This window comes from Candidatus Midichloria mitochondrii IricVA (assembly GCF_000219355.1).
In the GTDB taxonomy this organism is placed as follows: Bacteria; Pseudomonadota; Alphaproteobacteria; order Rickettsiales; family Midichloriaceae; genus Midichloria; species Midichloria mitochondrii.
Genome location: NC_015722.1, coordinates 513,268 through 537,999, shown reverse-complemented (window position 1 = coordinate 537,999; position 24,732 = coordinate 513,268). Strand labels below are relative to the sequence as shown.

The window sequence follows — 24,732 nt, the reverse complement described above, 5'->3', positions numbered from 1 at the left end:
ATCCCCTAATTTATTTATTATATTGTATTGATCCCTTTAAAATCTTATAATCCCCGAGCATTAATAAAACTAACTTTTCTATGAGATGTTTGATGTAATAATTATAGGAGCTGGGCCATCTGGACTTTTTTCAATATTCCAAGCAGGAATGATGGGACTCAGCTGCGCCGTTATAGATGCTCTTCCCTCTCTTGGAGGACAATGTAATGCATTATATCCAGAAAAGCCAATATATGACATACCGGCCTATCCGCGAATTTTAGCGCAAGAATTAATTGATCAACTTTATAGACAAATAGAGCCATTTAAACCTATATTTTTCTTAGATCAGCAAGCTCTATCAATCCACCAAAATGAAGATCAAAATTTTACCGTAACTACTGCCGCTAATAATAAAATAGAGGGCAGAACTATAATAATTGCAGCAGGTGGCGGGTCATTTGGTCCAAACAGGCCTGCGATAGAAAATATTTTAGAATTTGAAAACAAGAGCGTTTTTTATAGTGTCACTAAACAGGAAATATTTCAGGATAAAAAAATAGTAATAGCTGGAGGTGGGGACTCAGCAATAGATTGGAGCTTATCTCTTTCCGAAATCGCTTCAAAAATATATCTGGTTCATAGACGTAATAAATTCAAAGCAACTCCAGAAAGTATGAAAAGAATTTATACCCAAGTTGAAGAAGGAAAGATGGAACTAGTTATTCCATATCAATTACATAAAATCCATGGACAAAATGGAAGACTAGACACCGTAGAAGTAATAGACTTTGACAATAATACCAAACTAATAGAAGCGGATTATCTTTTGCCTTTTTTTGGCCTCTCGATGAATGTAGGGCCAATATCAGATTGGGGAATAGAGATAGAAGATAAGCATATAAGAGTTGATCCAAGCACTATGCAAACCAATATAAAAGGTGTTTTTGCAGTTGGAGATATAATAAATTACCCTGGGAAACTAAAATTAATACTAACCGGGTTTGCAGAAGCCGCTCTTGCGTGCCATAGCGTCTATTCTATTGTTAATAATGGAGCTGAAGTGCACTTTGAATACTCAACAACCAAAGGGATACCTAACAAATAATTGCAATATGCAGAATTGTGAAATTATAGATGGGAAATTATATGCAGCCGAAGTCTTGGAAAGAGTGAAAAGTAAGATCGGACATCTTTCTACAGTTATTTGTAAGACACAAAGAGCTACTCTTGGGCTTGCCGTAATCTTAGTTGGTACCGATGCAGCAAGCCAAATTTATGTCAATAATAAAGCTAAAAAAGCAAAAGAAATTGGCTTTAATTCAGAAGTTTATAAATTTCCTCAAACCGCAACCGAACAGGAAATAATAGAATGTATAGAAAGATTAAACTCTGATCCAAACGTCAATGGAATACTAGTTCAGTTGCCTTTACCGCAGCATATTAACACTCAAAAAATCATAGATACTGTAAATTATGAAAAAGATGTAGATGGGTTTAGCACCTATAACGTTGGCTTATTAAACTCATGGCAAGACAGTTTAGAACCTTGCACCCCCCAAGGAGTTTTAATTTTATTACACGAGATATTGGGAACAAATATAAGTGGAAAAAAAGCAGTAATTCTAGGTCGGTCAAGAATAGTAGGCCGGCCTATGGCTTCAATATTAATCAGAAAAGGTTGCAGCGTTACTTCATTAAATTCAAACTCTTATAATATAAAAGACGAATGTAGAACTGCAGATATATTGATCTCAGCAGTTGGTTCGCCCTCTTTTATTAAAGGCGATTGGATTAAAAAGGGAGCTTGTGTAATTGATGTTGGTATTGTTAAAGTAAATGATAAATTATATGGTGATGTTGACTTTGAGAGTGTAAGAAAAGTTGCTGGGTTCCTGACTCCAGTACCAGGCGGAGTTGGCCCTATGACGGTTTCGTGCTTAATGCTTAACACAATAAAAGCTGCTTATAAGCAATATGATATAAAATGGTAAGAAGTACTAAAATTATAACTTTTATAAAAATTATTTACCAAAGTTTGATTAACACTATTAATCATGATGGTATCGAGCATGCTGGGTATCTATCATTTTTATTAATGCTTGCAATTTTTCCATTTTTAGTATTTTTCACAGCAATAATTGGTACTTTAAGTAGCCTAGTAGACATACCTTTAGTTACCACTCTTACAAATCTTATCATAAATAGCCCCTGGGCTAGCTTTATAGATTCTTTAAAGCCAAGAATAATCGAAATTACCACTCTGCCTCCTCAAAGCTTTTTAACTATTGCTATAATTAGTGCAATCTGGACGGCTTCCTCAATCTTTGAAGGTATAAGAACTACACTAAACCGCGCATATCACGTAAAAAACCCACCAGCTTATCTGCTCAGAAGGCTATTTAGTATCTTGGAATTTATTATCGTTATAATCATTTTAGCAGTTGCAATATGCACATTAATAATAATTCCAGCTATGTGGGATTTTTTAGAAAAGCATATTGTCATACCGGACGCCCAAATTATTTCTTTAATAGATAAAGATTTGGAAGTCCTAAGAAGCACAATCCTTTATCTCTTTAGCATTGTATTTGTTTCATATCTCTACTATTCCTTGCCAAACAAAAAGCAAAAATTCACTAAAATACTACCTGGTGCTGTATTAGTGCTATTCTGCTGGGCAGCTTTTTCTAAAATCTTTAAGTATTACATTTCTTATTTTCCGCAGATTAATATGATATATGGCAGTATTGCAGGTATTATTATATCTTTGCTATTTTTTTACTTTTGTAGTTTAATCCTAATATACGGAGCTGAGTTTAATTACTTAGTTGAGTTGGAATTTAAAGAGAAGAAATGAACAATTCTGTTTTTTTCATCAACCGTGTTTTCAATAATCCACTACAATATATAAAAGGAGTCGGGCCGAAGAAAGCGGAATTGTTGAGCGATTTAGGATATAACTCCGTAAGGGAATTAATCTTTCGTGTTCCAACTCATTATATCGACAGAAGAAAAATAACGGCGCTTGATCAAGCTGAATCCGGGCAGATATTAAGTCAGATCGTAACTATTGAAGTGATGTTGCCCAAGAGTAGAGGGCAGAAAATAACTAAGATACTCTGTCAAAACCAAACCGGTTCAATAACCTTGATCTTTTTTCATATTAATAAATCTGCTTTATCTTCTTGGAAGGTTGGAGACAAAATAGCGATTAGCGGTAAAGTTGATTGGAATTACGGCAATTTACAGATGCTCCATCCAGACATAATGGTGCCCGCTAGTAAAGCAGAGCAAAGTTTTACAATCGAACCAGTTTATCCAGCAAGCCTTAGGCTCAGCTCAAAAAGTATAGCTTCCGTAATTAAGGAGATATTAAAAGTGCTACCTTTATTACCAGAATGGATACCCTTGGATTTAAAAGAAAAATTACAATTACCTTCATGGAATGAAGCGATTAATATTATCCATAATCCTAAAAATGATGCTGAGATTAAAATGATAGATAAAGCGCTCGAGCGGCTAGCTTTTGATGAAATATTAACTGAACAAATAATGCTTGAAATCGCGCAAAGCAAACTACTGGAACACAAAAAAACACCTCTTACCTTTACAGGCTTGCTACAAAATAGTTTTCTCTCTTCCCTTCCCTTTAAGTTAACCAATAACCAAAAAGAGGTCTTAGAGGAGATAAATAACGATCAAAAATCTGACCAACATATGGTAAGAATTTTGCAAGGAGATGTTGGCAGTGGAAAAACTATTATCGCTTTTCTTGCAGCCATCAACGTAATAGAAGCAGGAGCCCAGGCTATAATTATGGTGCCAACCGAGCTTTTAGCTAGACAGCACTTTTCTAATTTTAAAAAACTTTTTCCTAATTCCCAAATAGAAAGTAGTCCATTAATCAGCAAAATACCAAATTCTCAAAAAAAGCAGCTCTATGATGATATTAGAAATGGGAAAATTAAATTAATTATTGGAACCCATGCTTTAATACAATCAGAAGTTCAATTTCACAAACCGGGTTTGATAATTATAGATGAGCAACATAAATTTGGAGTAGCACAGCGCTTAGAGTTATTAGAAAAAGGTGTGACCTGTGACTTTCTTATGATGTCTGCAACTCCAATACCCAGAACATTAATTATGATGCATTATGGTAGCATGAAAATTTCAACTTTAAAAGAAAAACCTGCTGGCAGACTCCAAATTATCACTTCCTTACTCTCTTCAAAGAAATCAGATTTTTTAATCCACAGTATAAAAAACGCTATAGAGCACGGAGCAAAAGTGTATTGGATCTGTCCTTTAATAGAAGAGTCAGAAAATTTATCTTTAAATAATGTCAAACAACGTTATGACTCGCTAGAAAAAATATTTGGTAACCAGGTTGCAGTAATTCACAGCCGAGTTAAGGTTGAAGAAAGGGAAAAGATTATGGAAGACTTTGCCTCCCAGAGTGGCAATATAAAAATCCTTGTAGCAACTACAGTTATAGAAGTGGGAGTGGATGTACCTGATGCAACGATTATGGTAATAGAACATGCTGAACGCTTTGGATTAGCACAAATGCACCAATTAAGAGGCCGAGTTGGGAGGGGCAATAAACAGTCTCATTGCATACTTTTATATAGCCATCCTCTTAGCGTGACTGCTAAGTATAGACTAGAAGCAATGAAGAAGACAAATGATGGCTCTAAACTCGCTGAAGAAGATTTACGTATTAGGGGTAGCGGTAAAATACTCGGTACTCAACAAAGTGGGTTACCTTTATTTAAAATTTATGATTTTTTTACCCAACAGCACTTGATTAGGTATGCAAATCATATCGCTCTAGAACAAAGTAACAACTTAGATGAAAAATTTTCTGTGCTAATTAACTTGTATAGTGATACTAGCCTCTCCTCAATTGCAGCAATTTCAACGGCATAGCCCGTTGCTCGAATATCACAGAATAGTGATGACATATTGTTGATTTAATAAAAATATTTGCTAATATCTGAATTTGTTATGTGGAAAACATCCTATCAATTGTTTTCTATTATGTCTAGAATTTTTTATACTTTTAGTTGAATATGGCGCGTAATAGTTTATTTACAAAAGCATCAATAGTTGATTCTTTGAAAAAGTCACACCCGGAATTGGGTAATGACCTTCTTGAAAAAGTTGTTGATATATTTTTTAACGAGATCACAACAGCTTTGGTTTGTGGAGATAGAGTTGAATTAAGAAAATTTGGCTCTTGGGTCGTTAGAAAAAGAGAGGGAAAAACGGTTAGAAACCCTAGAACTAACGCTAAAATAGTGGTGGGAGACAAGGGTTCTCTTTACTTTAGAGCGAGCAGAGATTTAATAAAATCTCTTAATACTGTCAAATAATATAGCTGATGCAGGAGGTCACAATGACAAAATATTCTTTCCTAGCTACTACTTTATCTTAGCTTTAAGCTTTACCACTCATTCCTCTTTTGCTGCTGACCCCGAACCTGCGGATTTAGGAATTCCCCAAATCAACCCAGTTAAAATATGTGATATCAACGAGGAATATGTAAAAAATTTTATTAAAGATTTCAATATCATAAACACGATCAAAAAAACAGGCAACCATACATCAAAACTGCATGTAGGAAAAGACTATAAAGAACTTCTACCAGCTTTAGAGAAAAAATCAAAAGCAGTAAGCAGTTATTATGATCAATTAATAGCAGGATACGTAATTAAAAATGGTATCCAAAAAGATGCCAAAAGAATTATTAATTGGGTCAATGGCCCTGATACTGGAAGGACACTTAAGCTTGAGTACCAGCTATCAAAATCAGTATGAATCAGGAATTAAAAAAGGCGATACCAAGCAAATAGATACTTCCGAAGCGGCTGTTGTGCTTAGAAAAATTCCTAACTGTAGTTTTATAGTATATACTTCATATCCAGTAATTGGTGAGTCAGAAACCCCAGTTATCAAAGAAACTGTAATAATTACCAAGCCAAGCGATAAAGAGTAAAAACCTTGGTCATGACTAAAAAGCTTAAGTCATGACCAACTTATACAGTAAGTTTAGTAGCATTTGGTACTAGAAATGCTGGAGCGAACTCTGTAAATAATAGGTGAGCGACGCCGCATAAAATCAACTTACTATATGATTCTAATTTACTCACAAAATGCTTAGAATCTCCTTAATCTTTACTCAAAAAAAACTTGCCTGATAATTCAATAAAGAAAGAAAAGAGAGTTGCATTAGCTATATAACTCTTTAAAGTTCCAATTGGCAGACTGCTAGAAATTCTACAGCAAGGAAAAACATTATGGCTACCATTGTATTTTCATTTACTTTAATAAGTGCATTAAAGAGGCTATGTACAAATGAGTAACATTTTTGCACCTACTGTTAAATTATAACCTCAACGGGGGTTTCTGGTAGAGTGGTAGTAAGCGACTTTAATCGAGATGGTAATTCAGACATCGCTTGTACCCAGCCTTATGCAGAAACTGTATCGATTTTATTGGGAAACAGTAATGGGACTTTTCAACCTGCAATAAGTTGTGGAGTCAGTAGTTAGCCAACTGCAATCATAACAGCAGATTTTAACCATGATGGTAAACAAGATATAATTAACAGCGACCAGGGTGACGGTTCTATTTCAATCTTATTGGGAAATGGAGATGGAACTCTTTGCAAGGTGCAGCAAGCTACAACGTTGCTAGCCATCCCGTAGGACTAGCAGCAACAGATCTGAACGGTGATGGAAAATATGATATAGTAAATATCGACCACAATACGGCAATTGGTTCCATCTTATTATCAAATGGAAATGGAACACTTCGAGAGGCTGTAAATATTTTCGGCGTTGCCTAATATTTAGTAGATAGAAGTTTCAAATCCAACAAATGCCTATGGAAGAAGAGGGTAAGAGTAGCGCAAAGCATCCTCAGGGGTTTGCTATAGCGCTTCGTTCTTCGATTAAAACTAGCTAGATAATGCCTCTTAAAGAATTCTTTGATTCTACCACAATGATGTCTCAGCCTTTGTTTTGTGATGGTGCGTGGAGATTTTATAGTATTCGTAAACGCTGTAATCATCTGTACATGCTCAATTTATAACGTTCCTCAAAGCCTAAATGACAGGTTCAGGTGGGTTGCCTTGCTCCCGTCACCTACCTTCAAAATCAATAATTTCACCCGCTCCTCTATCAACAGTAATCCATATAAAGGTGTACTCCCACTTCCATTCTTTGGTCTTTTTTTATATATGTGCACAGCTCCTCAATCTCTAGGACCTCGATATCCTTAAGTGACTTTGTGCTGTTGCAGCTCTTATCTAACTTTTCTTGCACATAGCGTCCCCCCGTCCTTCGATCCATGAAGATATTTGGCTGTTATGGATTCCAGTCAGTCTCTCTTATCGTCCTAATCCCGCAGTCCTCAAGATTAGGTTTTAAGTCTATCATTCATAGTGTATTTCTGTCGCTTATTACCTTCTCGGTAATTCTTTTTGCAATTCTTGCATCTATACCTCTGCTGTCCCTATACCACGCCATTCTTCACCTGCTCGAGAGCCACAATATTTACACTTGATTGTCCATTTCTACTCCACCTATTATACTATGAAGATATCATACCATCTTGTTGCCGTCTATAATTACCAGGCATTGACGATATACTCTGTTAACTTGAAAAGTCGTCGCTCCAAAAATTTGCATTTCGTTACATATTTCAATATGCGCCTCATGTAAACTTTGTAGCTTCTAGCCCTTTTCAAAGTTTCTTGTCGTCTATGGCAATTCATAAAAATTATTGTAAATTATTTTTTACATCTTTTTATAATAGCGCATGCTATACGTTCACCCGATTCAACAGCAGCTTCCATTGTACCTATACATTCTAGAATAGTTGTATGTTCACCAACAAAGAACATAGAATTTTGAACAGGTAAAAACATTGTTTTATAATATGTACCATTATGCTGAGTGATATTATCAAGTTCTTTTGAAATCGCAGTTGAATATCCTGAATATGAACCCATTGAAAATAAATCATTATGCCAATGACATTGAATAGGCTCTTTATAGATACTATAATACTTTTGCATAACCCCGGGGATGGGTTCGCTTGAAAATTCTTGCTGTATTGCATCAAGATCTACAATGGTGATATTCACAAATTTTGATGCATCTAATACTGGTTCGTAAGCATACACTAGTTGTATAGTTTTATCATGATTAAAACGATATTGTACTGTCTGTTATCACAGAACGATAAGAATTTGCAGAGTTTTAATTGAGTGACATGGCAATTTTAAAATTTTCCCATACTGAATTGAACGAATATAAGATAATCTTCTATCTTCTATTCCAACATCAGAGAAGTCTATAAATTTGAATGTAGAAGCTGGTGTTGCCAATACAACTAAGTCGTAGCTATAATAAGATTTATCAGTAAATTCTATTTTAACAGCACTACTATCAAAACTGACTTTAGACAGCACTTTGTTAGAGTGGATATTGTTTTTTATAATTTCTGAAATAGAGATTGGCAAACGAGCATTCCCTCCAGCAATAGAGCTAGTTGTAATATAATCATCGTTATCTGCATTAAGTTTATGGAATTTTGATAAGCCGCTACGTATCATATATTCTAAGCTTTCTATGTTATGATAGATAGATTGTTGATAAACGTCTATGCCTTCATAAGCAGTGATCCTGGTGAGCAGTGCTTGCTTTAAAATTGCACTCTTGCCTCAAAACATATCTATACCTATATTTTCTGCGCTATTCGCTAACAGTGGAAGGTCTTTATAAGTCTTACTATGATCCTTTACTAGCTCGTCATAATCATAGTAATCACCAGCAAATTCAACTTGATTGGTTTTTCTTGTACTTCAAGACTTAATTCTTTTATCAATCCTAATAAATTTACTGCTTCTCCACCATCAGTAATATTTTGTCCTCCGAGTTCTACTTCTGTTTTTTGCCCAAGATAATTTTTCCATTAGTACTGTAAAAACTCTACCACCCACTCTGTTTCTTGCTTCAAATATATCAACATTTGAATTTTCCTTATGTAGACGATAAGCCGCGGTAAGGCCAGCAAGACCCGCTCCTATAATTGCTATTCTATTCATGCTCTCTATAGCCTAAGATTTTGAGGAAGTAACTGAATATTCGTACTCTTTGTTCGAAATAACAATTTAAACACATACTCTTACATCATATTTAAAATACAATCATACTAAAAATGCCTATAAATCTTTTAATATATCGGTACTAAAAAAACATTTTTTTATTCAGTCTGGCATATCATTGGGATATTTGAGAGGCTGCCTCGAATCTCTTCATCTCATTTAACTAGCTAGCAGTATGTCAACGTCGATCTTTTGATAAATCATTTACTAAAGATTCTATTTTTCGATTTCTGTCACTACTTTCTTTATGCCATTCTTCAATTTGTTCAGCACTGTTAGCATGTCCAATTTTAACTCGTTCTTTCTCTATAGCAGCTAGTTTTTTTTATGTTTGGCGGCTGGGTCCATACCTTGACCTTTCTGCCAGTGATGCATACCAAATAAACCTATAGCACTACCTATCATGCCACCACATTAGGGGCTGATCGTTGAGAAGTCACCTACACCCTACTATACAGGCACTGATACAGGCAAAGGCGACTGCAAGCGTCACTGATGCTATATAAAAGATTTAGAATTCGTCCAAAATTTTAAAAAACCAGCGGCAAGAGGTAATATAATTAGTGGTTCCCAGAAATTACCAGCCAGCCAATTTAGTTCCACTACACCCTTTCCAGACAGAGATAGAAGGATGGATAAAATAGCTATTATAAAAGTAGCACATCTAGCAATAATTAAAACCTTCTTTTCAGTCATAGGTACTAATGGTAAAATAACATCATTTGTTACCAGCGTACTTGTAGTATTTAGCCAAGAATCAGCAGTAGACATTATAACTGCAAGCAAGCCTGCAATAACCAAACCTTTTACACCAATCACTAGGTAATTAGTAACAAAATAAAAAAATGCAGTAGTAGGGTCAGGATAACAACACCAATATACCTAACTAGTTGCTTATCATTTCTTGCAAATCCTCAGCAGGATGCGAGTTATACTAGATTTACTGCTGAAAGGCTCGCTTTCATTATCGCATGCCTTGCAAGCTTCGCTTGCTAAAGGGTGAAAAATGCGCTATGGGTTTTTCAATACGAACTCGCTTTAGTTATCAATTCTTCCAGGTAAAAGGAGTGTATATAAGTGAAAAATACCTTATAAAGCCTCTCGCTGCTTCAAACGGCCGCCCCCAAGCGCGCCAGCAGGCCCAACCCCTTCCTCTTTCCACCGAGAAGCTTCCAGAAATGTTTAACAGTTAAAGGAGAACGTACAACGCCATCCCTGAGCAGAACAGAAAGCTAACTGACATTATTTTAAGCTGTTAATGTTTTTAGCTTGTTCAACTAGAGATGCAAATGTTTCTGGTTGATGTATAGCAATCTCGGCAAGCATCTTTCTATTTAAGCCGACATTTGCAAGATTAAGTCCTCTAATAAATTGGGAATAAACCATACCATGTAATCTGGCAGCTGCGTTTATTCTTTGAATCCAAATGCCTCTAAAGTCGCGCTTTTTGTTTTTGCGATCCCTATAAGCATATTGTAAACCTTTTTCTACTTTCTCAATTGCAACTCTAAAACAGTTTTTAGAGCGGCCCCTATAGCCTTTTGCCATATCTAAAATCTTTTTGTGACGGGCCCTTGCAGTCACACCACGCTTTACTCTAGCCATATTTTAACCCCTTATTTATAAATGATTAACTGCCGTATGGCATGAATCTGATTAACCTTCTGCATTCGACGTCGTTAAGGATCACCGTTCCTCTTTGAACCCTTAACTGTCTTTTACTGCGCTTACGCATGTTATGCCGTTTGTTGGCTTGAGTAGATCTAACTAAACCAGTTGCGGTTAAAGAAAACCTTTTCTTCACCCCGCTTTTTGTTTTTAACTTAGACATTTTTACTCCTATAAAAAAATAAATACCGTTTAAGGCATGCCCCAACCCTATGCGGTTAAACGACTGGGAAATTAATAATATAAAACCTTCTGAAATTCAACCTTTATTTTTTAATAATTGACAGTTTTGTATTTTTAAGATAGAAGCTCAGAAGGTAAGTATCGCTAGGGGTGCTGGTTGAAGGTTGGCTGAAAAAAACCTTAGGACCTGGTCTAGTTAAATCTAGCGAGGGGAGTGTGAAACAATAAGATTTTTGTGCTTATACTTCTGCTTATAGGCCTTGTTGGTTTTTTGAATTTACTTCCTCTTTTTAAAAATTTGAGGTAACGTTGGTAGGTTCATTTCATCAATTAATGCTGATTACCTATAAAAATGATCAGCCTTTAAATAATTATCTTAGATTTATTGAGGCTTGCGCTGAGGCTGGAATCACTTCTGTACAGCTCCACGAAAAAGGCAAAAAAAGCTATAAAGAATTAATAGAATTTGGTAGACAGCTGAAAGTTGTGCTGAAGCCTTTTCAAATACTGCTTTATTATAAATGGTGGCCTAGAACTTGCTTTAGAATTAGATGTAGAAGGCCTACATTTAGGACAAACCGATGAAGAGAGTTACCAATAGATTATGTTGGAGCTGGTGCTTATGTGCCAGACTAAAAGTAAAAGCAATGTGGAGACGATTTGGGGTCTTGCAGGGTTAAAAGGAGTAGCACAATTTTCGAAACGTCCAGTCATTGCGGTTGGTGGGATCAATTAGTTAAACGTATAAGAAGTCATAACTTGCGGGTGCTGCAGGAATTGCCGCTATTAGCGTCTTTCATGATACGCTAAAATCCTGAACAAGCTGCTAAAAATCTGCTTTAAATTGTATCTAAGAGAGGTCAATTCGTGCTAAGAGGTATAGAAGAAATAGCAGTGAATAACATAAGACAGTCTAAGCCTTTGCTATTAAATTGACTAATTTATGTCACTGTGAGGTTTATGGCTAATGCTCTGCTTGCAATTGGGGCTGCCCCAATTATGTATATTTGCTAGGAAGAATTGGAAGAGTTAATTAAAATTTCTTCAGCAGTTAATCTAAATATTGGAACGTTAGATTTAGATTTTATTAAAAGATGTGAAAGTGCAGCAGAAATTGCTAAAAAATGCAAAAAACCTGTTATTCCAGATCCGGTAGGAGCTGGTGCAGCTCACATTAGAATAAGGGTTGCTGGGTGATCTTCTACAATATGCTGATATTGTAAGGGGCAATGCTAGTGAAATTATTGCGCTTCACAACACACAAAATAAAACTTTCGGAGTTGAGACTCTTAATACAATTGAAGAAACAAAAGACAAAGCTCAAGCCTTGGCCAAGGAACATAATATTACGGTGGTTGTAAGTGGTGAGAAAGATTTTATTACTGATGCTGATAAAGAAAAAAATTCTACACCATTTGGCTCTCCTCTTATGCCGTTAGTTACTGGTATGAGGTGTGTATTTAACAGCTGTTATAGCTACTTTTAGAGCGGTATCCCTAATTCGTTTGAAGCGGCTCACTTTTTGCTACAAGTTATTTTGGTTTGCGTGGTAATTTAGCGTAGAAGAGAGCGAACAGTCCCGCATCTTTTATGGTGGCTTTTATTGATGAGTTATATGCTGCAAACTTTGATTATATGAAGCAATTTTATGTTAAGTGAAGAAAAATTGGTTAATTTCTTAAAATCAGAGTTTCCCCACAATATATTGGAGATGACGCAGCGGTTATACCTTACCAAGGCGAGCAAAAGTATATTGTTACTAGGATATATTAGTAGAAGATGTGCATTTTCGTACCTCTTACTTTAAGCCAAGTGGTCTTGCTCACAAATCCCTCCATGTTAACTTAAGCGATATTGCTGCGATGGGAGCTACTCCTCTGTTTGTACTTATGGATATTGCGATACCGCTCTCATATGAAAAATATATAAGTGAATTTTTGCAGGCTTTTACCGCTATCTGTAAAAATAATTCGATAGTGCTGATTGGGGGTGATACAACTAAATCTTCCGATAAACTATCAATAAGTATTACAGCGATTGGAACAGCTAGAGTTGAAAACATAAAGTACTTCAATTCAGCACAGCCTGGAGGATCCTTATGGAGGGAGGCGCTCTCAACATATTTTCACATTTTGGAGAGTTATAATGCAGTATAAATGTTTAACTATTGCGGGTTTTGATCTGTTTTGACTGCCTTTACCTATATAAAATACTTTTGTGGTGTAGAGAATTGCTATGACATCCCTGTAAGGTTAATACAATAGTGTCTCATGTAGGTTTGTTATCGGGTAAGTAATATGGCATTGCCTAATATTTATAGATAGGAGTTTCAAATCCAGCAAACGCCTATATCAGAAGGCAGCAACACGATCTTGCATACTGGCGCTATGCACTTCACATGGTAGTACTAAGCCAAGAGTATCTGTGATTTTATATAATGTTTTCTGCCCTTCACTTTTTTACCAGCATCGTAATTTGTTTTCATTATATAGCGAATTGCTCTATTATATTTTTGATATCATACATCTATAATTTAAAAAACTTTCAGCTATCCTAGATATCTTCCCAAAGCTTTCAAGACATGTTCTTAGAAAACGCCCAAATAAAGGACCTGAGAACAAAAGTATCCGCAAACTACTTAATCTATGTGCATACTTTTGCTCATAAAGTTTTTTTCAAGCACGCTTTTTTGGAGGCAGGTTGAAAAAAATGGCTGCCCTTTTGTCCAGGAAGGCTAAAGCCAACCATTTAAGAAAAAACAAAAAACACGCACAACCTTTATAAATCAATATAATCCTTCTATTATGTTTATACATGCCTCTCCTAAACAAATAAAATTTAGCTAAACATATATTTCGCCGCAAAAATGTGATGCAGAGCCATAGGACGATATTTTCAACCGCCCTTATTAGCTTGTTTTATTATAAAATATGGATATTATGAGCAAGTATAGATAAAAAGTTTCGGGCGCTTATAGTATGGCAGGAGCGAGAGGGATCGAACCCCCAACCCCCGGTTTTGGAGACCGGTGCTCTACCAGTTGAGCTACACTCCTAAAATTTAAATCCCCATAACTTATTATTCAATAATTTCTGCAACAACGCCTGCACCAACTGTTCTGCCGCCTTCACGAATCGCAAATTTTAATCCTTTATCCATCGCAATAGGTGAAATTAATTCAACCATGATTTCAGTATTATCTCCTGGCATTACCATCTCTACCCCTGCCTTTAAGTTGATAGTTCCAGTAACATCGGTAGTTCTGAAGTAAAACTGTGGCCTATAATTGCTCACAAACGGTGTATGTCTTCCTCCTTCTTCCTTCTTTAAGATATATACTTCTGCTCTGAATTTCTTATGAGGCTTAATTGTTCCAGGTTTAGCCAATACTTGACCCCTTTCTATTTGATCTCTCTCTATCCCCCTTAACAATAATCCTACGTTATCTCCAGCTTCTCCTTGATCAAGTAACCTTCTAAACATTTCTACTCCAGTACATGTAGTCTTGCTACTCTGCGCCTTTAGTCCCACTATCTCAATCTCTTCACCCACCTTAACAACTCCTTGTTCTACACGACCAGTTGCAACAGTTCCTCTTCCTGATATTGAGAACACGTCTTCTACTGGCATTAAGAATGGTTTATCTACACTACGAGTAGGTAGTGGAATATACTCATCAACTTGCTTCATTAATTCCTTAATCGCTTCTTCTCCAAGAGCTGGATTCTTTCCTTCCAACGCCATCAGCGCTGATCCCTTAATAACTGGAATTTGATCTCCTGGAAACCCATATTGATTTAATAGATCCCTCACTTCCATTTCAACTAATTCTAATAGTTCCGGATCATCCACCATGTCCACCTTATTCAGGAATACTACCAGAGCAGGTACACCAACCTGGCGAGCAAGTAAGATATGCTCCCTAGTCTGTGGCATAGGACCATCAGCTGCACTGACTACGAGTATAGCTCCATCCATTTGGGCAGCTCCTGTAATCATGTTTTTTACATAATCCGCGTGTCCAGGACAATCAACGTGCGCATAGTGTCTGTTTTCTGTTTCGTACTCAACGTGAGCTGAGTTAATGGTGATTCCTCTTGCCTTCTCTTCTGGCGCCTTATCTATCTCATCATACTTAACATACCTTCCAAACATCTTGGTTAGTGCTGCTGTCAAGCTTGTCTTACCATGATCCACGTGACCTATAGTTCCTATATTCACGTGCGGTTTATTTCTTACAAATTTCTCCTTTGCCATATGCTCCTTTTTATTTACGTAATGGAGCGGGCGATGGGAATCGAACCCACAACTACCAGCTTGGAAGGCTGGGACTCTACCATTGAGCTACGCCCGCGTAATATTCTTAAAAACTTCCATTATGCTTACAACGATCCCTGCATAATGTCAAATTCTTATAACCTTAATAACTTAATTAAAAGGTGGTGGAGGAGGTAGGATTCGAACCTACGAACGCATACGCGGGCAGATTTACAGTCTGCTGCCTTTGTCCACTCGGCCACCCCTCCAATTTTCCGGGCCATTCAACCATACTTTTCTCATGATTGCAACAAAGTTATATCAAATTTTTCGGCATTGCCTAATATTTATAGATAGGAGTTTCAAATCCAGCAGATGCCTATGGAAGAAGAGGTTAAGAATAGTGCAAAGCATCCTCAGGAATTTGCTATAGCGCTTCGTTCTTCGATTAAAACTAGCTAGATAATGCCTCTTAAAGAATTCTTTGATTCTACCACAATGATGTCCCAGCCTTTGTTTTGTGATGGTGCAAAAGAAGTGAAACCTGTAATGTATAAGGGCGGAAAAATTGGGCATGGCAATTATGTAGCAGCTAAATTTGATAACGGTGATTTAGTGCGTGATGCGGCTGGAAGACCGGTTCCTTATCAAGTTTTATAAGCTTGGAAATTGTTTCAAAAAGGCGTTGAAAAGTTTATACTTTTTGGTCGCCCTTTTTGTTTGATATTTCACTGATGTCTCAGCTTTTGTTCTGTGATGGTGCGTGGAGATTTTATAGTATTCATAAACGCTGTAATCATCTGTACATGCTCATTTATAACGTTCCTCAAAGCCTAAATGACAGGTTCAGGTGGGTTGCCTTACTCCCCGGTCACCTACTTCAAAATCAATAATTTCACCCGCTCCTCTATCAACTGCAATCAATATAAAGGTGTACCCCACTTCCATTCTTTGGTCTTTTTTTATATATGTGCACAGCTCGCCAATCTCTAGGACCTCGATATCCTTAAGTGACTTTGTGCTGTTGCAGCTCTTATCTAACTTTTCTTGCACATAGCGCCCCCCGTCCTTCGATCCATGAAGATATTTGGCTGTTATGGATTCCAGTCAGTCTCTCTATCGTCCTAATCCCGCAGTCCTCAAGATTAGGTTTTAAGTCTATCATTCATAGTGTATTTCTGTCGCTTATTACCTTCTCGGTAATTCTTTTTGCAATTCTTGCACCTATATTACCTCTTGCTGTCCCTATACCACACCATTCTTCACCTGCTCGCTAGAGCCGCAATATTTACACTTGATTGTCCATTTCTACTCCACCTATTCTACTAGAAGATATCAACACCCTCTCATTGCTGTCTATAATTACCAGGCATTGCTGGAAGAAGCTTAGCAGCTCAAATAATCAAATACGTTTTCTACATTGGCCATCAGCCCAAGGTTGCCATCAATATAGAATTCAGGAGCTGGATAGATGATCGTTGCTTTATCGCAAATCTCTTCATTGTTACGATCATGATTTTTGTTATAATTCTGGATTTTTTTGTTAATCTTTAGAAAAAATTATGTATCAATAAGTTAATATTTTGTTGCTCATCATGTTATTATTTTATTTATACTATGAATTACTGCTTCATATTATACGATTAAAGATGTATAAATAGCCAAATCGTTTTGTATTAAATAAAGAATCAGTTAAGAGGAATTGCTTTTTTTATGACAAAGAAAAAGAGAGAAATCAAGCTGTGGCACAAGGTGCTTATAGCAATGTTTTTAGGTATAATTGTTGGCGCAGTCTTTAGGGAGCAGGCTGTTATTCTAAAGCCTATAGGAACACTGTTTATTAATTTAATAAAGATGATAGTGATTCCATTAATATTTTTTGCCGTTCTTTATGGAGTAACAAGTCTGAATGATGCCTCTTCTTTTGCTCGACTTGGGACAAGGGCAGCGTTGATATATACATGTACTACAACTTTTGCTGTGCTAATAGGAATTATTTTTGCAAATGTGTTTAAGCCAGGGGTTGGTTTAAATATAGAGTTAAATGTTGACCCTGAACATCATAATGCTAGTCATACTATATTTGATATTTTGATGAATATCATTCCAACTAACCCTATTCAAGCTATGGCTTCTGCTAACACCTTGCAGGTAGTGGTTTTCGCTTTTTTTACGGGATTTTCCTTAATACTCATTGGTGATAAGGGCAGAATTGTTAGAGATTTCATAGTTTCAGCAGCCCATTTAGTTTTTAAAATGGTTGAACTAGTAATTAAATTAACCCCCTATGGAGTTTTTGCTTTAATGTCCTGGGTTATTGGGGAATATGGCTTAAATGTTATGTTAATCCTAGGCAAGTTTGCAGCAGTAGTTTGTGGTGCACTTGCTCTGCAATACTTATTGTTTGGGGTTATGCTTATGATATCAGGGTTAAACCCCCTCCCTTTTTATAAAAAGATTATAAACGTACAGACATTAGCTTTTGCGACAGCGAGCAGTAAGGCAACTATATCTACTGCAATGCTCGATTTAAGAGAAAAAATGGGGGTTTCTAAACAATCCTCTTCTTTCATTTTGCCTTTAGGTGCTTCCATGAATATGGATGCAACTGCTATATATCTTGGTATATGTGCGGTATTTTTTGCTCAAGTAATAGGGGTTGAACTGACGATGGCTCAATACTTCATAATCATGATGACTTCAACTATAGGCTCAATTGGTGCAGCTGGATTTCCAGGGGGCGGTATGATAATGATGAGCATGGTTTTATCATCTGTTGGACTACCCTTGGAAGGAATGTCCTTGTTAGTTGGTATAGATAGGCTGCTTGATATGTTAAGAACTACAATAAATATAACAGGCGATTGCACAGTTACCGTAATCGTCGATAAAATGGATGGTAGCTTAAATAAAAAAATCTATTATAGCTAAGTATGCAAGTTATCATAAGAAATTTTCTCCTTGTTTTTTTTCTATTAGGGCTCGCACCGTGCACAACAAGAAGCCCTTGTGCTCCTTCTTTAAATTCGGTATCTAGCAAAATACTTAGGTTTAATGTCGAGAAAATAAAAATTGAAGGTATAACTGCCGTTAACACATATTGCGAGCCTACCAGTAACATTTGTCCAAGAGATTTATTATTAGATTGGATTGAGCATAACGTCAGGATAAGCGGTAGTAAAGGGGTGCTCCGTGTTATAATCAATAGTGCAACTTTGCAGCGTTCTAAAGTTAAGAGGAAGATGGAAATTTATCATGGACTTTATGATGTGACTTTAAGGCTGCTAAGTGATGAAAAATGGCCGGATAGCTACATTGAGTTAAAATGTTATTGCTGAAAATTCTAGAACCATGTATCGCGGCACGAGCGACCAAGAAAAAGCAGCAATCATTGCAGAACAAGTTAACGAACTTGTAAGATTGCTAGAAGATGAGATAATAACTAAAGCCAATATATATTTTTCAGATTACTTAATTAAATAAAAAATGACGGTACTATATGGATAAAATTACTTTAGAGCAGGCTAAAAAAGTCGCGTTCCTTTCCAGAATCCATTTTTCAGACTCGCACTTAGAAAAAATTACGAAAGAATTAGATGGGGTATTACGTTGGATTGAAAAAATACAGGGTATCGACACAGATAATGTTAACCCGTTGGTTAACCCTAATGATGAGGCGTTAACATTTTTAGAGGATGTGGCTGATAACAATAATTTACAACAGGAAATATTAAAAAATGCTCCAAAAGCCAAATATGGTTATTTTGTTGTTCCAAGAGTAATAGAATAAGGTTGTGACCGGATCCCATATTTTGATTGTTGATGACGATTTTGAAATTAGATCTTTATTATCTGAGCTCTTAATTAAGAATTCTTTCATTGTAAGTACAGCCAAAGATACAGAAGAAGCGGATAAATTACTTCAACTTATTATATTTGATTTGATCATACTAGATGTCATGATGCCAAAAGAGAGCGGGATTCAATTTCTAACTAGGATGAAAAAAAATCAGCCTCCAATTATAATGCTCACTGCTATGGCTGATGTCGATGACAGAATTAATGGCCTTGAGCTCGGAGCAGCTGATTATTTAGCAAAGCCCTTCGAAGTAAAGGAATTAATTTTAAGAATCAAAAATCTTCTATACTGGAAAACTTCTTATACTCAAGTAGTGAGATTTGGGCCGTATGAATTTGATTTAGATAAAAATTCCTTAACCTGTCAAAAGAACAAAATCCACCTTACTACCAATGAAAGCAAATTGCTCAATATACTAGCAAAAAAATATGGAAGGATTGTAGCTAGAGAAGAAATCGTTTTAAATAATGAAGAAGAACTAACAGAAAGAGCGGTCGATGCACGAGTGGCAAGGCTTAGGAATAAGATAGAAAGAAAACCTAAAAACCCTCTTTATTTACACACTATAAGGAATAAAGGGTACATGTTAAGAGAAACTTAAAATGTTTTAGTACTACCAAAACTGCTATATCGCCTACATGCTTCTTGCTCTTGTCTACAAGATTTTAATATAAAAATTTGTTTTTTTATATACGGTTTATAAAAAGTCGCTTCGGCGCGTGGTTTATAAAAAATTACTTTGACATATAGTTCATAAATATGTATTTTTCGGTCTTTAATGGCGCCCGTAGCTCAGCTGGATAGAGCGTTAGACTACGGATCTAAAGGTCAAGGGTTCGACTCCTTTCGGGCGCGCCACTTTGATTAATAAACCTTAAGGCCTACATGAGAAAAGTCTTTATATCTTTGCTGATAATTTTAATATCTCTTATCACTCTAAATATGGCTGCACTTTTTATGCATAAGAAGTCGCTGAATGCCGCACTCTTAACTATGAAATCCAAACTAGAGGAGCAAGGTACCTTTATAGAATTTACCGAGCCAAAATTTAAAAATTATATTGCTTGGAAACCAGTTTTTTCTATAAAAACTATTGATTTAAGGCGTGGCAATAAAAATGATAGAGCCCACTTTGTACTCAAGGATTTACTAATTAAAATTTCAACTTTTAATAAAAAAGTTAAGCTAAATCTTTTAAAGGACATTAGTCTTAAAGAACATACTCCAAGTAAAGAGCACCACTTTATCTATAAAGTAGGTGATGGTGTTGTTTTAGAAATCAAATTAACTGATTCGATTGATCTTTTCCTAAGGGATTTAAATAATGATTTGTTTTCAAAGATAAAGAGTCTTCATCTTAAGAATGATAAATTTGCAACCTATGAGCTAAAGCATGATGAGTTAAGTGAACCACTCTTTAATGCAGTTGATAGCTTTGTTTTTATCGAGAGAAGCAACGATAAAAAGTTTAAAGAAAAAGAAAATTATAAATTAGAAATCAGTGGTGGCATGAAAGAAGGCTTTTATAATCCAAATTCTACCGATGAGAATGTAAAGACCCTGGCAAAATTTGGTAAAGCTTCTGGCGATTTTAAGCTGACTTATACGCATTTAATGGGCCATGATTTACGGGTAGCAGAAGAGTTTAATATCCACAAAATTAGCTCAGTAAATGACGTATTTGCATTAAATATATCAGGTAAAGGCCTAAGAAATGAAACCCAAAGGATGCCAGAATGGAATTTAACAGTAGATGCAATTAATTATAGAGAAATTATACGATCATATTTTGATATACTGAATTACTCGGTAAGAGGAGTAAGCAAGGAGCAAACTGAGTTTGCAACCGAGGCACAAGTTGAGAAAATAGTAGAAGTTTTTTCAAAATTGCCAAAGGCAAAAATTATAGGTCAAGATATGAGTTTCAATATTGAGAAGTCTTCGGAATCCGATTTTAAAGTGGGTGGCGCTGATATCACCACTCTCTCAAATCAGATCTCTAATATATTTACTTTAAAGTAGTATGAATGGGTGGTATCTATATATATTATCAGGAATAGTTGTAACACTTAAGTACGCTTTTTTTGCTGCAATAGTCGGGATATCATTTGGTTCTATTTTAGCGATTGCCAGGATAAGCGAGAATATTCTGCTGAAAAATATATCAAGGCTTTACATCTCACTAATTCGTGGCACTCCCTTAATGGTTCAATTGAGTATTATTTATTTTGGGATTTCTGGAGTGTTTGAGGTTAGAATCTCTCCTACAGTGGCTGGTTTAGTAGCATTTTCGATGAATTCTAGTGCGTATATTGCTGAAGTTGTAAGAGGCGGGATTTTAGCAATTGATAAGGGGCAATTTGAAGCAGCTAAAGCATTATCAATTCCTCATTATCTGACGATGAAAGATATTATCATTCCCCAAGTCTTTAGAAATATTTCGCCCTCATTAGTAAATGAGGTGATTAGTTTAATTAAAGAATCAGCAATCATTGCAATTATCGGTGAGTCAGATATCATGAGGCGAGCTCAACTTGCTGCCTCTGCTACTTATGATTTCTTTAAGCCATTATTGTTTGCAGCGTTGTGTTACTATGTATTAGTTTTGGTTTTAAGTATAATTGCTAAATATATGGAAGATAAAATCAATGCTAACTATAAGTAAGTTAATTAAAAAATATAATGGAAAAATCATACTGAATGAAGTATCTTTTGTGATACTTAAGGGACAAGTAGTGGTTTTAATTGGTCCTTCTGGCAGCGGTAAATCCACCGTACTGAGGTGTATTAGTAACTTAGAGAAGTATGAAAGTGGCTCTGTTAAGGCAAAGGGCCTCCCTCAAACCAAGATAGGGATGGTTTTTCAACATTTCAATTTGTTTCACAACATGACATTGATTGAGAACCTAACTTATGCGCCTATTAATGTATTGAAGTATAATAAAAAGGACGCTATCTCCATAGCTACCAAGTGGCTTGAGCGAGTAAATCTAGATAATTTGAAAGATACTTACCCTTGGGCCTTGTCAGGAGGGCAAAAACAAAGGGCAGCAATTGCAAGGACCTTATGCATGGACCCGGAGATTGTTTTGTTTGATGAGCCAACATCAGCGTTAGATCCTGAAAATGTAAAGGAAGTGTTGGATGTGATTAAGTCCCTAGCCCATACAGGTATTACTATGCTAATAGTAACCCACGCAATGAAGTTTGCTGCAAGCATTGCTGATCGCGTTTTATTTTTGGATCATGGAGAATTGATAGAGGATAATAATGCAGGTAACTTTTTTAATTCTCCGTCGACTAAAAGAGCAAGGGATTTCCTTAATATAACCTCAGTTTGACGTAAGGAGTAGAGCCCGTGAGCCTATTTTCCATGAGATATATTGGGTTTGAAGACATAAGCCAAGAGCCTTGAGAGGAGGTCTGCCAAGAAATTGTTTGGCAAGCAATGCCGTGGTGTACTGGATTTGGCAAATCTCTTTCAATTCTCCGATGGCTGTTTCAATCAATCCACGCCCTGCAAGAAGCAGTTGTTTAAAAGCCGCAAGCGGGTTTTGTTTTTCATGTTTTTCTTAAGCCGTGGGTGACGAGCTCAATACCTTGATTGCTCAGTGTTTTTGTTAACCCCAGTTTGAGGTAAGTCTTAAAGAAATTATCTGATATGGTCTTAAAGAAGCTGTGTAATCATTAAGTTCTTCTCAATTTCACGATAAATAAGAAAAGTGGTTCCCCTAGTAGAAATATTTTGTTTGATTGATGATTTTTGCAAGCGACAACTCACGTACCAAAGATCCTTAAGAAACTCGCAGAGACAAAGGGAACGAGAGTCTGGGATGATGCTTTCCGAAGTTATAACGATCCTCGTTTTGTTTCATTTGAGAGGGCATTACCGGATTCAAAGATTTTTACCTAAACTGTGTTCAAATCTCTCTCAGAGAGGAATTGCCGAAGCTTATCAGCTACAATCGCTTTGTTGAGCTGATGCGAGACGCGGTCATCCCGTTGGTCATTCTGCTGAATTGCTGCAAAGGGAAACAAACAGGTACGTTGACTCAACAAAAAGCTGGAGAAGGTTTGTCATAACTCACGTACTAGCAGTAATAAGATCCTTAAAGGCATCGCTCAGCGTGGGAAAACGTCGACCCGGATGGTTCTTTGGCTTCAATGATCAAGGAGAGATTATGTCATTCACACTGACTTCGGGTAATACAGATGATCGAGCCGTTGTCGAGAAACTGACTCAATATTTGACAGGCCTTCTATTCGGAGATCGGTGGTATATAAGCAAACACTGAGCAATCAAGGACAAAACCCGCTTGCGGCTTTTAAACAACTGCTTCTTGCAGGGCGTGGATTGATTGAAACAGCCATCGGACAATTGAAAGAGATTTGCCAAGTCCAGCACAACACGGCATCGCTTGCCAAACAATTTCTTGGCAGACCTCCTCTCAGGGCTCTTGGCTTATGTCTTCAAACCCAATATATCTCATGGAAAATAGGCTCACGGGCCCTACTCCTTACGTCAAACTGAGATTATATAAGAGCTGCAACAGCACAAAGTCACTTAAGGATATCGAGATCCTAGAGATCGATGAGCCGTGCACATATATAAAAAAAGACCAAAGAATGGAAGTGGGAGTACACCTTTATATTGATTGCTGTTGATAGAGGAGCGGGTGAAATTATTGATTTTGAAGTAGGTGACGGGAGCAAGGCAACCCACCTGAACCTGTCATTTAGGCTTGGAAGAACGTTATAAATTGAGCATGTACAGATGATTACAGCGTTTATGAATACTATAAAATCTCCACGCACCATCACAAAACAAAAGCTGAGACCTCATTTGTAGAATCAAAGAATTCTTTAATAAGGCATTATCTAGCTAGTTTTAATCGAAGAACGAAGCGCTATAGCAAATTCCTGAGGATGCTTTGCGCTATTCTTACCCTCTTCTTCCATAGGCATTTGCTGGATCTGAAACTCCTATCTATAAATATTAGGCAATGCCTTTATTTTTAGCAGCTGACCACTCTTCTCGAAGTAGAGAATATAAATCTACGTCTATGAATTTACTGCGTACTTTTCGATAGCTTTTTAATACACCTTCTTTTTTAAAACCCATTTTTAGTAAGAGAGCAGCAGAAGCTACATTGTGAGTCATTGTTTTAGCTTCTATTCTATTGATACACATTTTAGTAAAGGCAAAAGTTAAAACATGAAACAAAACTTCAGACATAATATTACGACGCCAATGGGTACTTGCTAAGTCGTAACTCATCTCAGCACGTTGGCTGCTAAAATTCCAAGAGTTGAACCCCACTGTTCCTATTAGATTATTAGTCTCTTTTTCTACGATCGCCCAAAAGATTGATTGTTTCTTATAAAATAAGCTACCCCAGAATTTTATTTCTTCTAGGGCTTTATAAGGTGACTCTGGAACATCTTCATCAGAAAGGAATTGAGCGACATTCGGATCGCTCAAAACCTCAAAATATCTCTGATTATCGGATAAACTCAAGTCTCGCAAAATAAAATTTTCAAGGTTTATAACTGGGAATTTGCTAAAAAAAGAGCTGTAGTTGAAAATTCTATCTTGCATTAAGAT

General features: G+C 36.4%; 36 protein-coding genes, 4 tRNA genes and 2 pseudogenes. 27 read left to right on the top strand and 15 right to left on the bottom strand.

Annotated features, from left to right (window positions below; all coding sequences use genetic code 11):
* The first annotated feature begins 85 nt into the window (after window positions 1-85).
* From MIDI_RS02885 to MIDI_RS02855, 9 genes are all read left to right on the top strand, one after another.
* The gene (locus MIDI_RS02885; protein ID WP_013951085.1) at window positions 86-1,087 is read left to right on the top strand and encodes an NAD(P)/FAD-dependent oxidoreductase; all 1,002 of its coding nucleotides are present in this window, start codon (window positions 86-88) and stop codon (window positions 1,085-1,087) included.
* 7 nt (window positions 1,088-1,094) lie between these two features.
* Window positions 1,095-1,973 (top strand): bifunctional methylenetetrahydrofolate dehydrogenase/methenyltetrahydrofolate cyclohydrolase, encoded by an 879-nt coding sequence (locus MIDI_RS02880; RefSeq protein WP_013951084.1) that lies wholly within the window; start codon window positions 1,095-1,097, stop codon window positions 1,971-1,973.
* Entirely contained in the window at window positions 1,967-2,839 is an 873-nt protein-coding gene (locus MIDI_RS02875; RefSeq protein ID WP_013951083.1) for a YihY/virulence factor BrkB family protein, read from the top strand. The genes MIDI_RS02880 and MIDI_RS02875 overlap by 7 nt, the downstream gene beginning before the upstream one ends.
* Window positions 2,836-4,914, top strand: a complete 2,079-nt coding sequence (gene recG / locus MIDI_RS02870; protein ID WP_052567684.1) for an ATP-dependent DNA helicase RecG — start codon at window positions 2,836-2,838, stop codon at window positions 4,912-4,914. The genes MIDI_RS02875 and recG overlap by 4 nt, the downstream gene beginning before the upstream one ends.
* A 143-nt stretch (window positions 4,915-5,057) precedes the next feature.
* Window positions 5,058-5,360 (top strand): HU family DNA-binding protein, encoded by a 303-nt coding sequence (locus MIDI_RS02865; RefSeq protein WP_013951081.1) that lies wholly within the window; start codon window positions 5,058-5,060, stop codon window positions 5,358-5,360.
* Window positions 5,347-5,805, top strand: a complete 459-nt coding sequence (locus MIDI_RS10210) for an RNase A-like domain-containing protein (protein ID WP_160162314.1) — start codon at window positions 5,347-5,349, stop codon at window positions 5,803-5,805. Before MIDI_RS02865 ends, MIDI_RS10210 begins: the two co-directional genes overlap by 14 nt.
* Window positions 5,705-5,983, top strand: a complete 279-nt coding sequence (locus tag MIDI_RS02860; RefSeq protein WP_013951080.1) for a hypothetical protein — start codon at window positions 5,705-5,707, stop codon at window positions 5,981-5,983. The genes MIDI_RS10210 and MIDI_RS02860 overlap by 101 nt, the downstream gene beginning before the upstream one ends.
* Window positions 5,984-6,548: 565 nt before the next feature.
* Window positions 6,549-6,695, top strand: a complete 147-nt coding sequence (locus MIDI_RS10205) for an FG-GAP-like repeat-containing protein (RefSeq protein WP_410517915.1) — start codon at window positions 6,549-6,551, stop codon at window positions 6,693-6,695.
* Complete coding sequence (locus MIDI_RS02855) at window positions 6,653-6,835, top strand: hypothetical protein (protein WP_041185409.1); 183 nt, start codon at window positions 6,653-6,655, stop codon at window positions 6,833-6,835. Before MIDI_RS10205 ends, MIDI_RS02855 begins: the two co-directional genes overlap by 43 nt.
* A 334-nt stretch (window positions 6,836-7,169) precedes the next feature.
* Here the strand turns inward: MIDI_RS02855 and MIDI_RS08525 are convergent, their stop codons facing one another.
* The 7 genes and pseudogenes from MIDI_RS08525 to rpmI form a co-directional block, all read right to left on the bottom strand.
* Window positions 7,170-7,313, bottom strand: coding sequence for a hypothetical protein (locus MIDI_RS08525; protein ID WP_160162227.1), 144 nt, complete (start codon window positions 7,311-7,313; stop codon window positions 7,170-7,172).
* A 467-nt stretch (window positions 7,314-7,780) separates the two neighbouring features.
* Window positions 7,781-8,137 carry an FAD-dependent oxidoreductase gene (locus MIDI_RS02850; protein WP_148234117.1) on the bottom strand — a complete coding sequence of 119 codons (357 nt, stop codon included), beginning with the start codon at window positions 8,135-8,137 and terminating at the stop codon, window positions 7,781-7,783.
* An 87-nt stretch (window positions 8,138-8,224) separates the two neighbouring features.
* On the bottom strand, window positions 8,225-8,608 hold the full coding sequence (locus tag MIDI_RS02845) for an FAD-dependent oxidoreductase (protein WP_041185407.1): 384 nt from the start codon (window positions 8,606-8,608) through the stop codon (window positions 8,225-8,227).
* Window positions 8,609-8,908: 300 nt separating this feature from the next.
* The gene (locus MIDI_RS02840; RefSeq protein ID WP_041185406.1) at window positions 8,909-9,100 is read right to left on the bottom strand and encodes an FAD-dependent oxidoreductase; all 192 of its coding nucleotides are present in this window, start codon (window positions 9,098-9,100) and stop codon (window positions 8,909-8,911) included.
* Between the two features lie 558 nt (window positions 9,101-9,658).
* A pseudogene (locus MIDI_RS02835) lies at window positions 9,659-9,985 on the bottom strand (sodium:solute symporter family transporter); the annotation flags it as partial.
* Between the two features lie 417 nt (window positions 9,986-10,402).
* Entirely contained in the window at window positions 10,403-10,765 is a 363-nt protein-coding gene (gene rplT, locus MIDI_RS02825) for a 50S ribosomal protein L20 (RefSeq protein ID WP_013951076.1), read from the bottom strand.
* A gap of 25 nt (window positions 10,766-10,790) precedes the next feature.
* Window positions 10,791-10,991, bottom strand: a complete 201-nt coding sequence (rpmI, locus tag MIDI_RS06980) for a 50S ribosomal protein L35 (RefSeq protein ID WP_013951075.1) — start codon at window positions 10,989-10,991, stop codon at window positions 10,791-10,793.
* A 1,040-nt stretch (window positions 10,992-12,031) separates the two neighbouring features.
* On the opposite strand from rpmI, the gene MIDI_RS09755 reads away from it, so the two are divergent.
* The 3 genes from MIDI_RS09755 to MIDI_RS02810 all read left to right on the top strand — a co-directional run bounded on the left by MIDI_RS09755 (window position 12,032) and on the right by MIDI_RS02810 (window position 13,167).
* Window positions 12,032-12,208, top strand: a complete 177-nt coding sequence (locus tag MIDI_RS09755; protein WP_083809612.1) for a hydroxyethylthiazole kinase — start codon at window positions 12,032-12,034, stop codon at window positions 12,206-12,208.
* Window positions 12,198-12,497 carry a hydroxyethylthiazole kinase gene (locus MIDI_RS09750; protein ID WP_052567683.1) on the top strand — a complete coding sequence of 100 codons (300 nt, stop codon included), beginning with the start codon at window positions 12,198-12,200 and terminating at the stop codon, window positions 12,495-12,497. The genes MIDI_RS09755 and MIDI_RS09750 overlap by 11 nt, the downstream gene beginning before the upstream one ends.
* A 280-nt stretch (window positions 12,498-12,777) precedes the next feature.
* Window positions 12,778-13,167 carry an AIR synthase related protein gene (locus MIDI_RS02810; RefSeq protein ID WP_083809611.1) on the top strand — a complete coding sequence of 130 codons (390 nt, stop codon included), beginning with the start codon at window positions 12,778-12,780 and terminating at the stop codon, window positions 13,165-13,167.
* 823 nt (window positions 13,168-13,990) lie between these two features.
* Here MIDI_RS02810 and MIDI_RS02805 read toward each other — a convergent pair.
* From MIDI_RS02805 to MIDI_RS02790, 4 genes are all read right to left on the bottom strand, one after another.
* Window positions 13,991-14,066 (bottom strand) — tRNA-Trp (locus tag MIDI_RS02805).
* Between the two features lie 23 nt (window positions 14,067-14,089).
* Window positions 14,090-15,268: an elongation factor Tu gene (tuf, locus tag MIDI_RS02800; protein WP_013951074.1), complete on the bottom strand. Its 1,179-nt coding sequence runs from the start codon at window positions 15,266-15,268 to the stop codon at window positions 14,090-14,092.
* A gap of 22 nt (window positions 15,269-15,290) precedes the next feature.
* Window positions 15,291-15,365 (bottom strand) — tRNA-Gly (locus tag MIDI_RS02795).
* Window positions 15,366-15,451: 86 nt separating this feature from the next.
* Window positions 15,452-15,537, bottom strand: a tRNA-Tyr gene (locus MIDI_RS02790).
* 244 nt (window positions 15,538-15,781) lie between these two features.
* Here MIDI_RS02790 and MIDI_RS07910 point away from each other — a divergent pair.
* Window positions 15,782-15,928: a hypothetical protein gene (locus tag MIDI_RS07910; protein ID WP_237697419.1), complete on the top strand. Its 147-nt coding sequence runs from the start codon at window positions 15,782-15,784 to the stop codon at window positions 15,926-15,928.
* A gap of 186 nt (window positions 15,929-16,114) precedes the next feature.
* Here the strand turns inward: MIDI_RS07910 and MIDI_RS02780 are convergent, their stop codons facing one another.
* Both MIDI_RS02780 and MIDI_RS09745 read right to left on the bottom strand, forming a co-directional pair.
* Window positions 16,115-16,321 carry a hypothetical protein gene (locus MIDI_RS02780; RefSeq protein WP_041185402.1) on the bottom strand — a complete coding sequence of 69 codons (207 nt, stop codon included), beginning with the start codon at window positions 16,319-16,321 and terminating at the stop codon, window positions 16,115-16,117.
* Entirely contained in the window at window positions 16,302-16,433 is a 132-nt protein-coding gene (locus MIDI_RS09745) for a hypothetical protein (RefSeq protein WP_272940951.1), read from the bottom strand. The genes MIDI_RS02780 and MIDI_RS09745 overlap by 20 nt, the downstream gene beginning before the upstream one ends.
* Before the next feature lie 548 nt (window positions 16,434-16,981).
* On the opposite strand from MIDI_RS09745, the gene MIDI_RS02775 reads away from it, so the two are divergent.
* The 9 genes from MIDI_RS02775 (at window position 16,982) to MIDI_RS02735 (ending at window position 22,468) form a co-directional block, all read left to right on the top strand.
* Window positions 16,982-18,199, top strand: coding sequence for a dicarboxylate/amino acid:cation symporter (locus MIDI_RS02775; RefSeq protein ID WP_013951071.1), 1,218 nt, complete (start codon window positions 16,982-16,984; stop codon window positions 18,197-18,199).
* A gap of 2 nt (window positions 18,200-18,201) precedes the next feature.
* The gene (locus tag MIDI_RS02770) at window positions 18,202-18,606 is read left to right on the top strand and encodes a hypothetical protein (RefSeq protein ID WP_041185401.1); all 405 of its coding nucleotides are present in this window, start codon (window positions 18,202-18,204) and stop codon (window positions 18,604-18,606) included.
* Between the two features lie 13 nt (window positions 18,607-18,619).
* On the top strand, window positions 18,620-18,751 hold the full coding sequence (locus MIDI_RS09740) for a hypothetical protein (protein ID WP_013951069.1): 132 nt from the start codon (window positions 18,620-18,622) through the stop codon (window positions 18,749-18,751).
* 16 nt (window positions 18,752-18,767) lie between these two features.
* Window positions 18,768-19,058 carry an Asp-tRNA(Asn)/Glu-tRNA(Gln) amidotransferase subunit GatC gene (gene gatC / locus MIDI_RS02765; RefSeq protein WP_013951068.1) on the top strand — a complete coding sequence of 97 codons (291 nt, stop codon included), beginning with the start codon at window positions 18,768-18,770 and terminating at the stop codon, window positions 19,056-19,058.
* Between the two features lie 22 nt (window positions 19,059-19,080).
* Window positions 19,081-19,728 carry a response regulator transcription factor gene (locus tag MIDI_RS02760; protein ID WP_160162226.1) on the top strand — a complete coding sequence of 216 codons (648 nt, stop codon included), beginning with the start codon at window positions 19,081-19,083 and terminating at the stop codon, window positions 19,726-19,728.
* Between the two features lie 180 nt (window positions 19,729-19,908).
* Window positions 19,909-19,985 (top strand) — tRNA-Arg (locus MIDI_RS02750).
* 99 nt (window positions 19,986-20,084) lie between these two features.
* Window positions 20,085-21,149 carry a hypothetical protein gene (locus MIDI_RS02745; RefSeq protein ID WP_148234115.1) on the top strand — a complete coding sequence of 355 codons (1,065 nt, stop codon included), beginning with the start codon at window positions 20,085-20,087 and terminating at the stop codon, window positions 21,147-21,149.
* A 1-nt stretch (window position 21,150) separates the two neighbouring features.
* A complete protein-coding gene (locus tag MIDI_RS02740) occupies window positions 21,151-21,792 on the top strand; it encodes an amino acid ABC transporter permease (RefSeq protein ID WP_013951065.1) in 642 nt (213 codons plus the stop codon).
* Window positions 21,776-22,468: an amino acid ABC transporter ATP-binding protein gene (locus MIDI_RS02735; protein ID WP_013951064.1), complete on the top strand. Its 693-nt coding sequence runs from the start codon at window positions 21,776-21,778 to the stop codon at window positions 22,466-22,468. The genes MIDI_RS02740 and MIDI_RS02735 overlap by 17 nt, the downstream gene beginning before the upstream one ends.
* Here MIDI_RS02735 and MIDI_RS08520 read toward each other — a convergent pair.
* On the bottom strand, window positions 22,460-22,636 hold the full coding sequence (locus MIDI_RS08520) for a hypothetical protein (protein WP_160162225.1): 177 nt from the start codon (window positions 22,634-22,636) through the stop codon (window positions 22,460-22,462). The genes MIDI_RS02735 and MIDI_RS08520 overlap by 9 nt on opposite strands.
* Before the next feature lie 254 nt (window positions 22,637-22,890).
* Here MIDI_RS08520 and MIDI_RS08515 point away from each other — a divergent pair, with 254 nt between their 5' ends.
* The 5 genes and pseudogenes from MIDI_RS08515 (at window position 22,891) to MIDI_RS08505 (ending at window position 23,792) form a co-directional block, all read left to right on the top strand.
* The gene (locus MIDI_RS08515; protein ID WP_160162224.1) at window positions 22,891-23,040 is read left to right on the top strand and encodes a hypothetical protein; all 150 of its coding nucleotides are present in this window, start codon (window positions 22,891-22,893) and stop codon (window positions 23,038-23,040) included.
* Window positions 23,041-23,069: 29 nt separating this feature from the next.
* Complete coding sequence (locus tag MIDI_RS08510) at window positions 23,070-23,210, top strand: hypothetical protein (RefSeq protein WP_160162223.1); 141 nt, start codon at window positions 23,070-23,072, stop codon at window positions 23,208-23,210.
* Window positions 23,191-23,238 (top strand): annotated as a pseudogene (locus tag MIDI_RS10200) (hypothetical protein); the annotation flags it as partial. The gene MIDI_RS08510 and the pseudogene MIDI_RS10200, both read left to right, overlap by 20 nt.
* The gene (locus MIDI_RS07900; protein WP_410517914.1) at window positions 23,228-23,422 is read left to right on the top strand and encodes a transposase; all 195 of its coding nucleotides are present in this window, start codon (window positions 23,228-23,230) and stop codon (window positions 23,420-23,422) included. The pseudogene MIDI_RS10200 and the gene MIDI_RS07900, both read left to right, overlap by 11 nt.
* 94 nt (window positions 23,423-23,516) lie before the next feature.
* On the top strand, window positions 23,517-23,792 hold the full coding sequence (locus MIDI_RS08505; RefSeq protein ID WP_192805758.1) for a hypothetical protein: 276 nt from the start codon (window positions 23,517-23,519) through the stop codon (window positions 23,790-23,792).
* Window positions 23,793-24,123: 331 nt separating this feature from the next.
* Here the strand turns inward: MIDI_RS08505 and MIDI_RS06290 are convergent, their stop codons facing one another.
* A complete protein-coding gene (locus MIDI_RS06290) occupies window positions 24,124-24,726 on the bottom strand; it encodes a GNAT family N-acetyltransferase (protein WP_013951062.1) in 603 nt (200 codons plus the stop codon).
* Between the last annotated feature and the right edge of the window lie 6 nt (window positions 24,727-24,732).

Bases quoted from the DNA above. Each gene is read 5' to 3' on its own strand.
- MIDI_RS02770 (WP_041185401.1), top strand. From the start codon at position 18,202: ATGCAAGTTATCATAAGAAATTTTCTCCTTGTTTTTTTTCTATTAGGG.
- MIDI_RS02880 (WP_013951084.1), top strand. From the start codon at position 1,095: ATGCAGAATTGTGAAATTATAGATGGGAAATTATATGCAGCCGAAGTC.
- MIDI_RS02775 (WP_013951071.1), top strand. From the start codon at position 16,982: ATGACAAAGAAAAAGAGAGAAATCAAGCTGTGGCACAAGGTGCTTATA.
- MIDI_RS09745 (WP_272940951.1), bottom strand. From the start codon at position 16,433: ATGATAGACTTAAAACCTAATCTTGAGGACTGCGGGATTAGGACGATA.
- MIDI_RS02885 (WP_013951085.1), top strand. From the start codon at position 86: ATGTTTGATGTAATAATTATAGGAGCTGGGCCATCTGGACTTTTTTCA.
- MIDI_RS02735 (WP_013951064.1), top strand. From the start codon at position 21,776: ATGCTAACTATAAGTAAGTTAATTAAAAAATATAATGGAAAAATCATA.
- MIDI_RS02875 (WP_013951083.1), top strand. From the start codon at position 1,967: ATGGTAAGAAGTACTAAAATTATAACTTTTATAAAAATTATTTACCAA.
- MIDI_RS02745 (WP_148234115.1), top strand. From the start codon at position 20,085: ATGCATAAGAAGTCGCTGAATGCCGCACTCTTAACTATGAAATCCAAA.
- MIDI_RS02740 (WP_013951065.1), top strand. From the start codon at position 21,151: ATGAATGGGTGGTATCTATATATATTATCAGGAATAGTTGTAACACTT.
- tuf (WP_013951074.1), bottom strand. From the start codon at position 15,268: ATGGCAAAGGAGAAATTTGTAAGAAATAAACCGCACGTGAATATAGGA.
- MIDI_RS09740 (WP_013951069.1), top strand. From the start codon at position 18,620: ATGTATCGCGGCACGAGCGACCAAGAAAAAGCAGCAATCATTGCAGAA.
- rpmI (WP_013951075.1), bottom strand. From the start codon at position 10,991: ATGTCTAAGTTAAAAACAAAAAGCGGGGTGAAGAAAAGGTTTTCTTTA.
- MIDI_RS02860 (WP_013951080.1), top strand. From the start codon at position 5,705: ATGGTATCCAAAAAGATGCCAAAAGAATTATTAATTGGGTCAATGGCC.
- MIDI_RS06290 (WP_013951062.1), bottom strand. From the start codon at position 24,726: ATGCAAGATAGAATTTTCAACTACAGCTCTTTTTTTAGCAAATTCCCA.
- rplT (WP_013951076.1), bottom strand. From the start codon at position 10,765: ATGGCTAGAGTAAAGCGTGGTGTGACTGCAAGGGCCCGTCACAAAAAG.
- recG (WP_052567684.1), top strand. From the start codon at position 2,836: ATGAACAATTCTGTTTTTTTCATCAACCGTGTTTTCAATAATCCACTA.
- MIDI_RS02845 (WP_041185407.1), bottom strand. From the start codon at position 8,608: ATGATACGTAGCGGCTTATCAAAATTCCATAAACTTAATGCAGATAAC.
- MIDI_RS02865 (WP_013951081.1), top strand. From the start codon at position 5,058: ATGGCGCGTAATAGTTTATTTACAAAAGCATCAATAGTTGATTCTTTG.
- gatC (WP_013951068.1), top strand. From the start codon at position 18,768: ATGGATAAAATTACTTTAGAGCAGGCTAAAAAAGTCGCGTTCCTTTCC.
- MIDI_RS02840 (WP_041185406.1), bottom strand. From the start codon at position 9,100: ATGAATAGAATAGCAATTATAGGAGCGGGTCTTGCTGGCCTTACCGCG.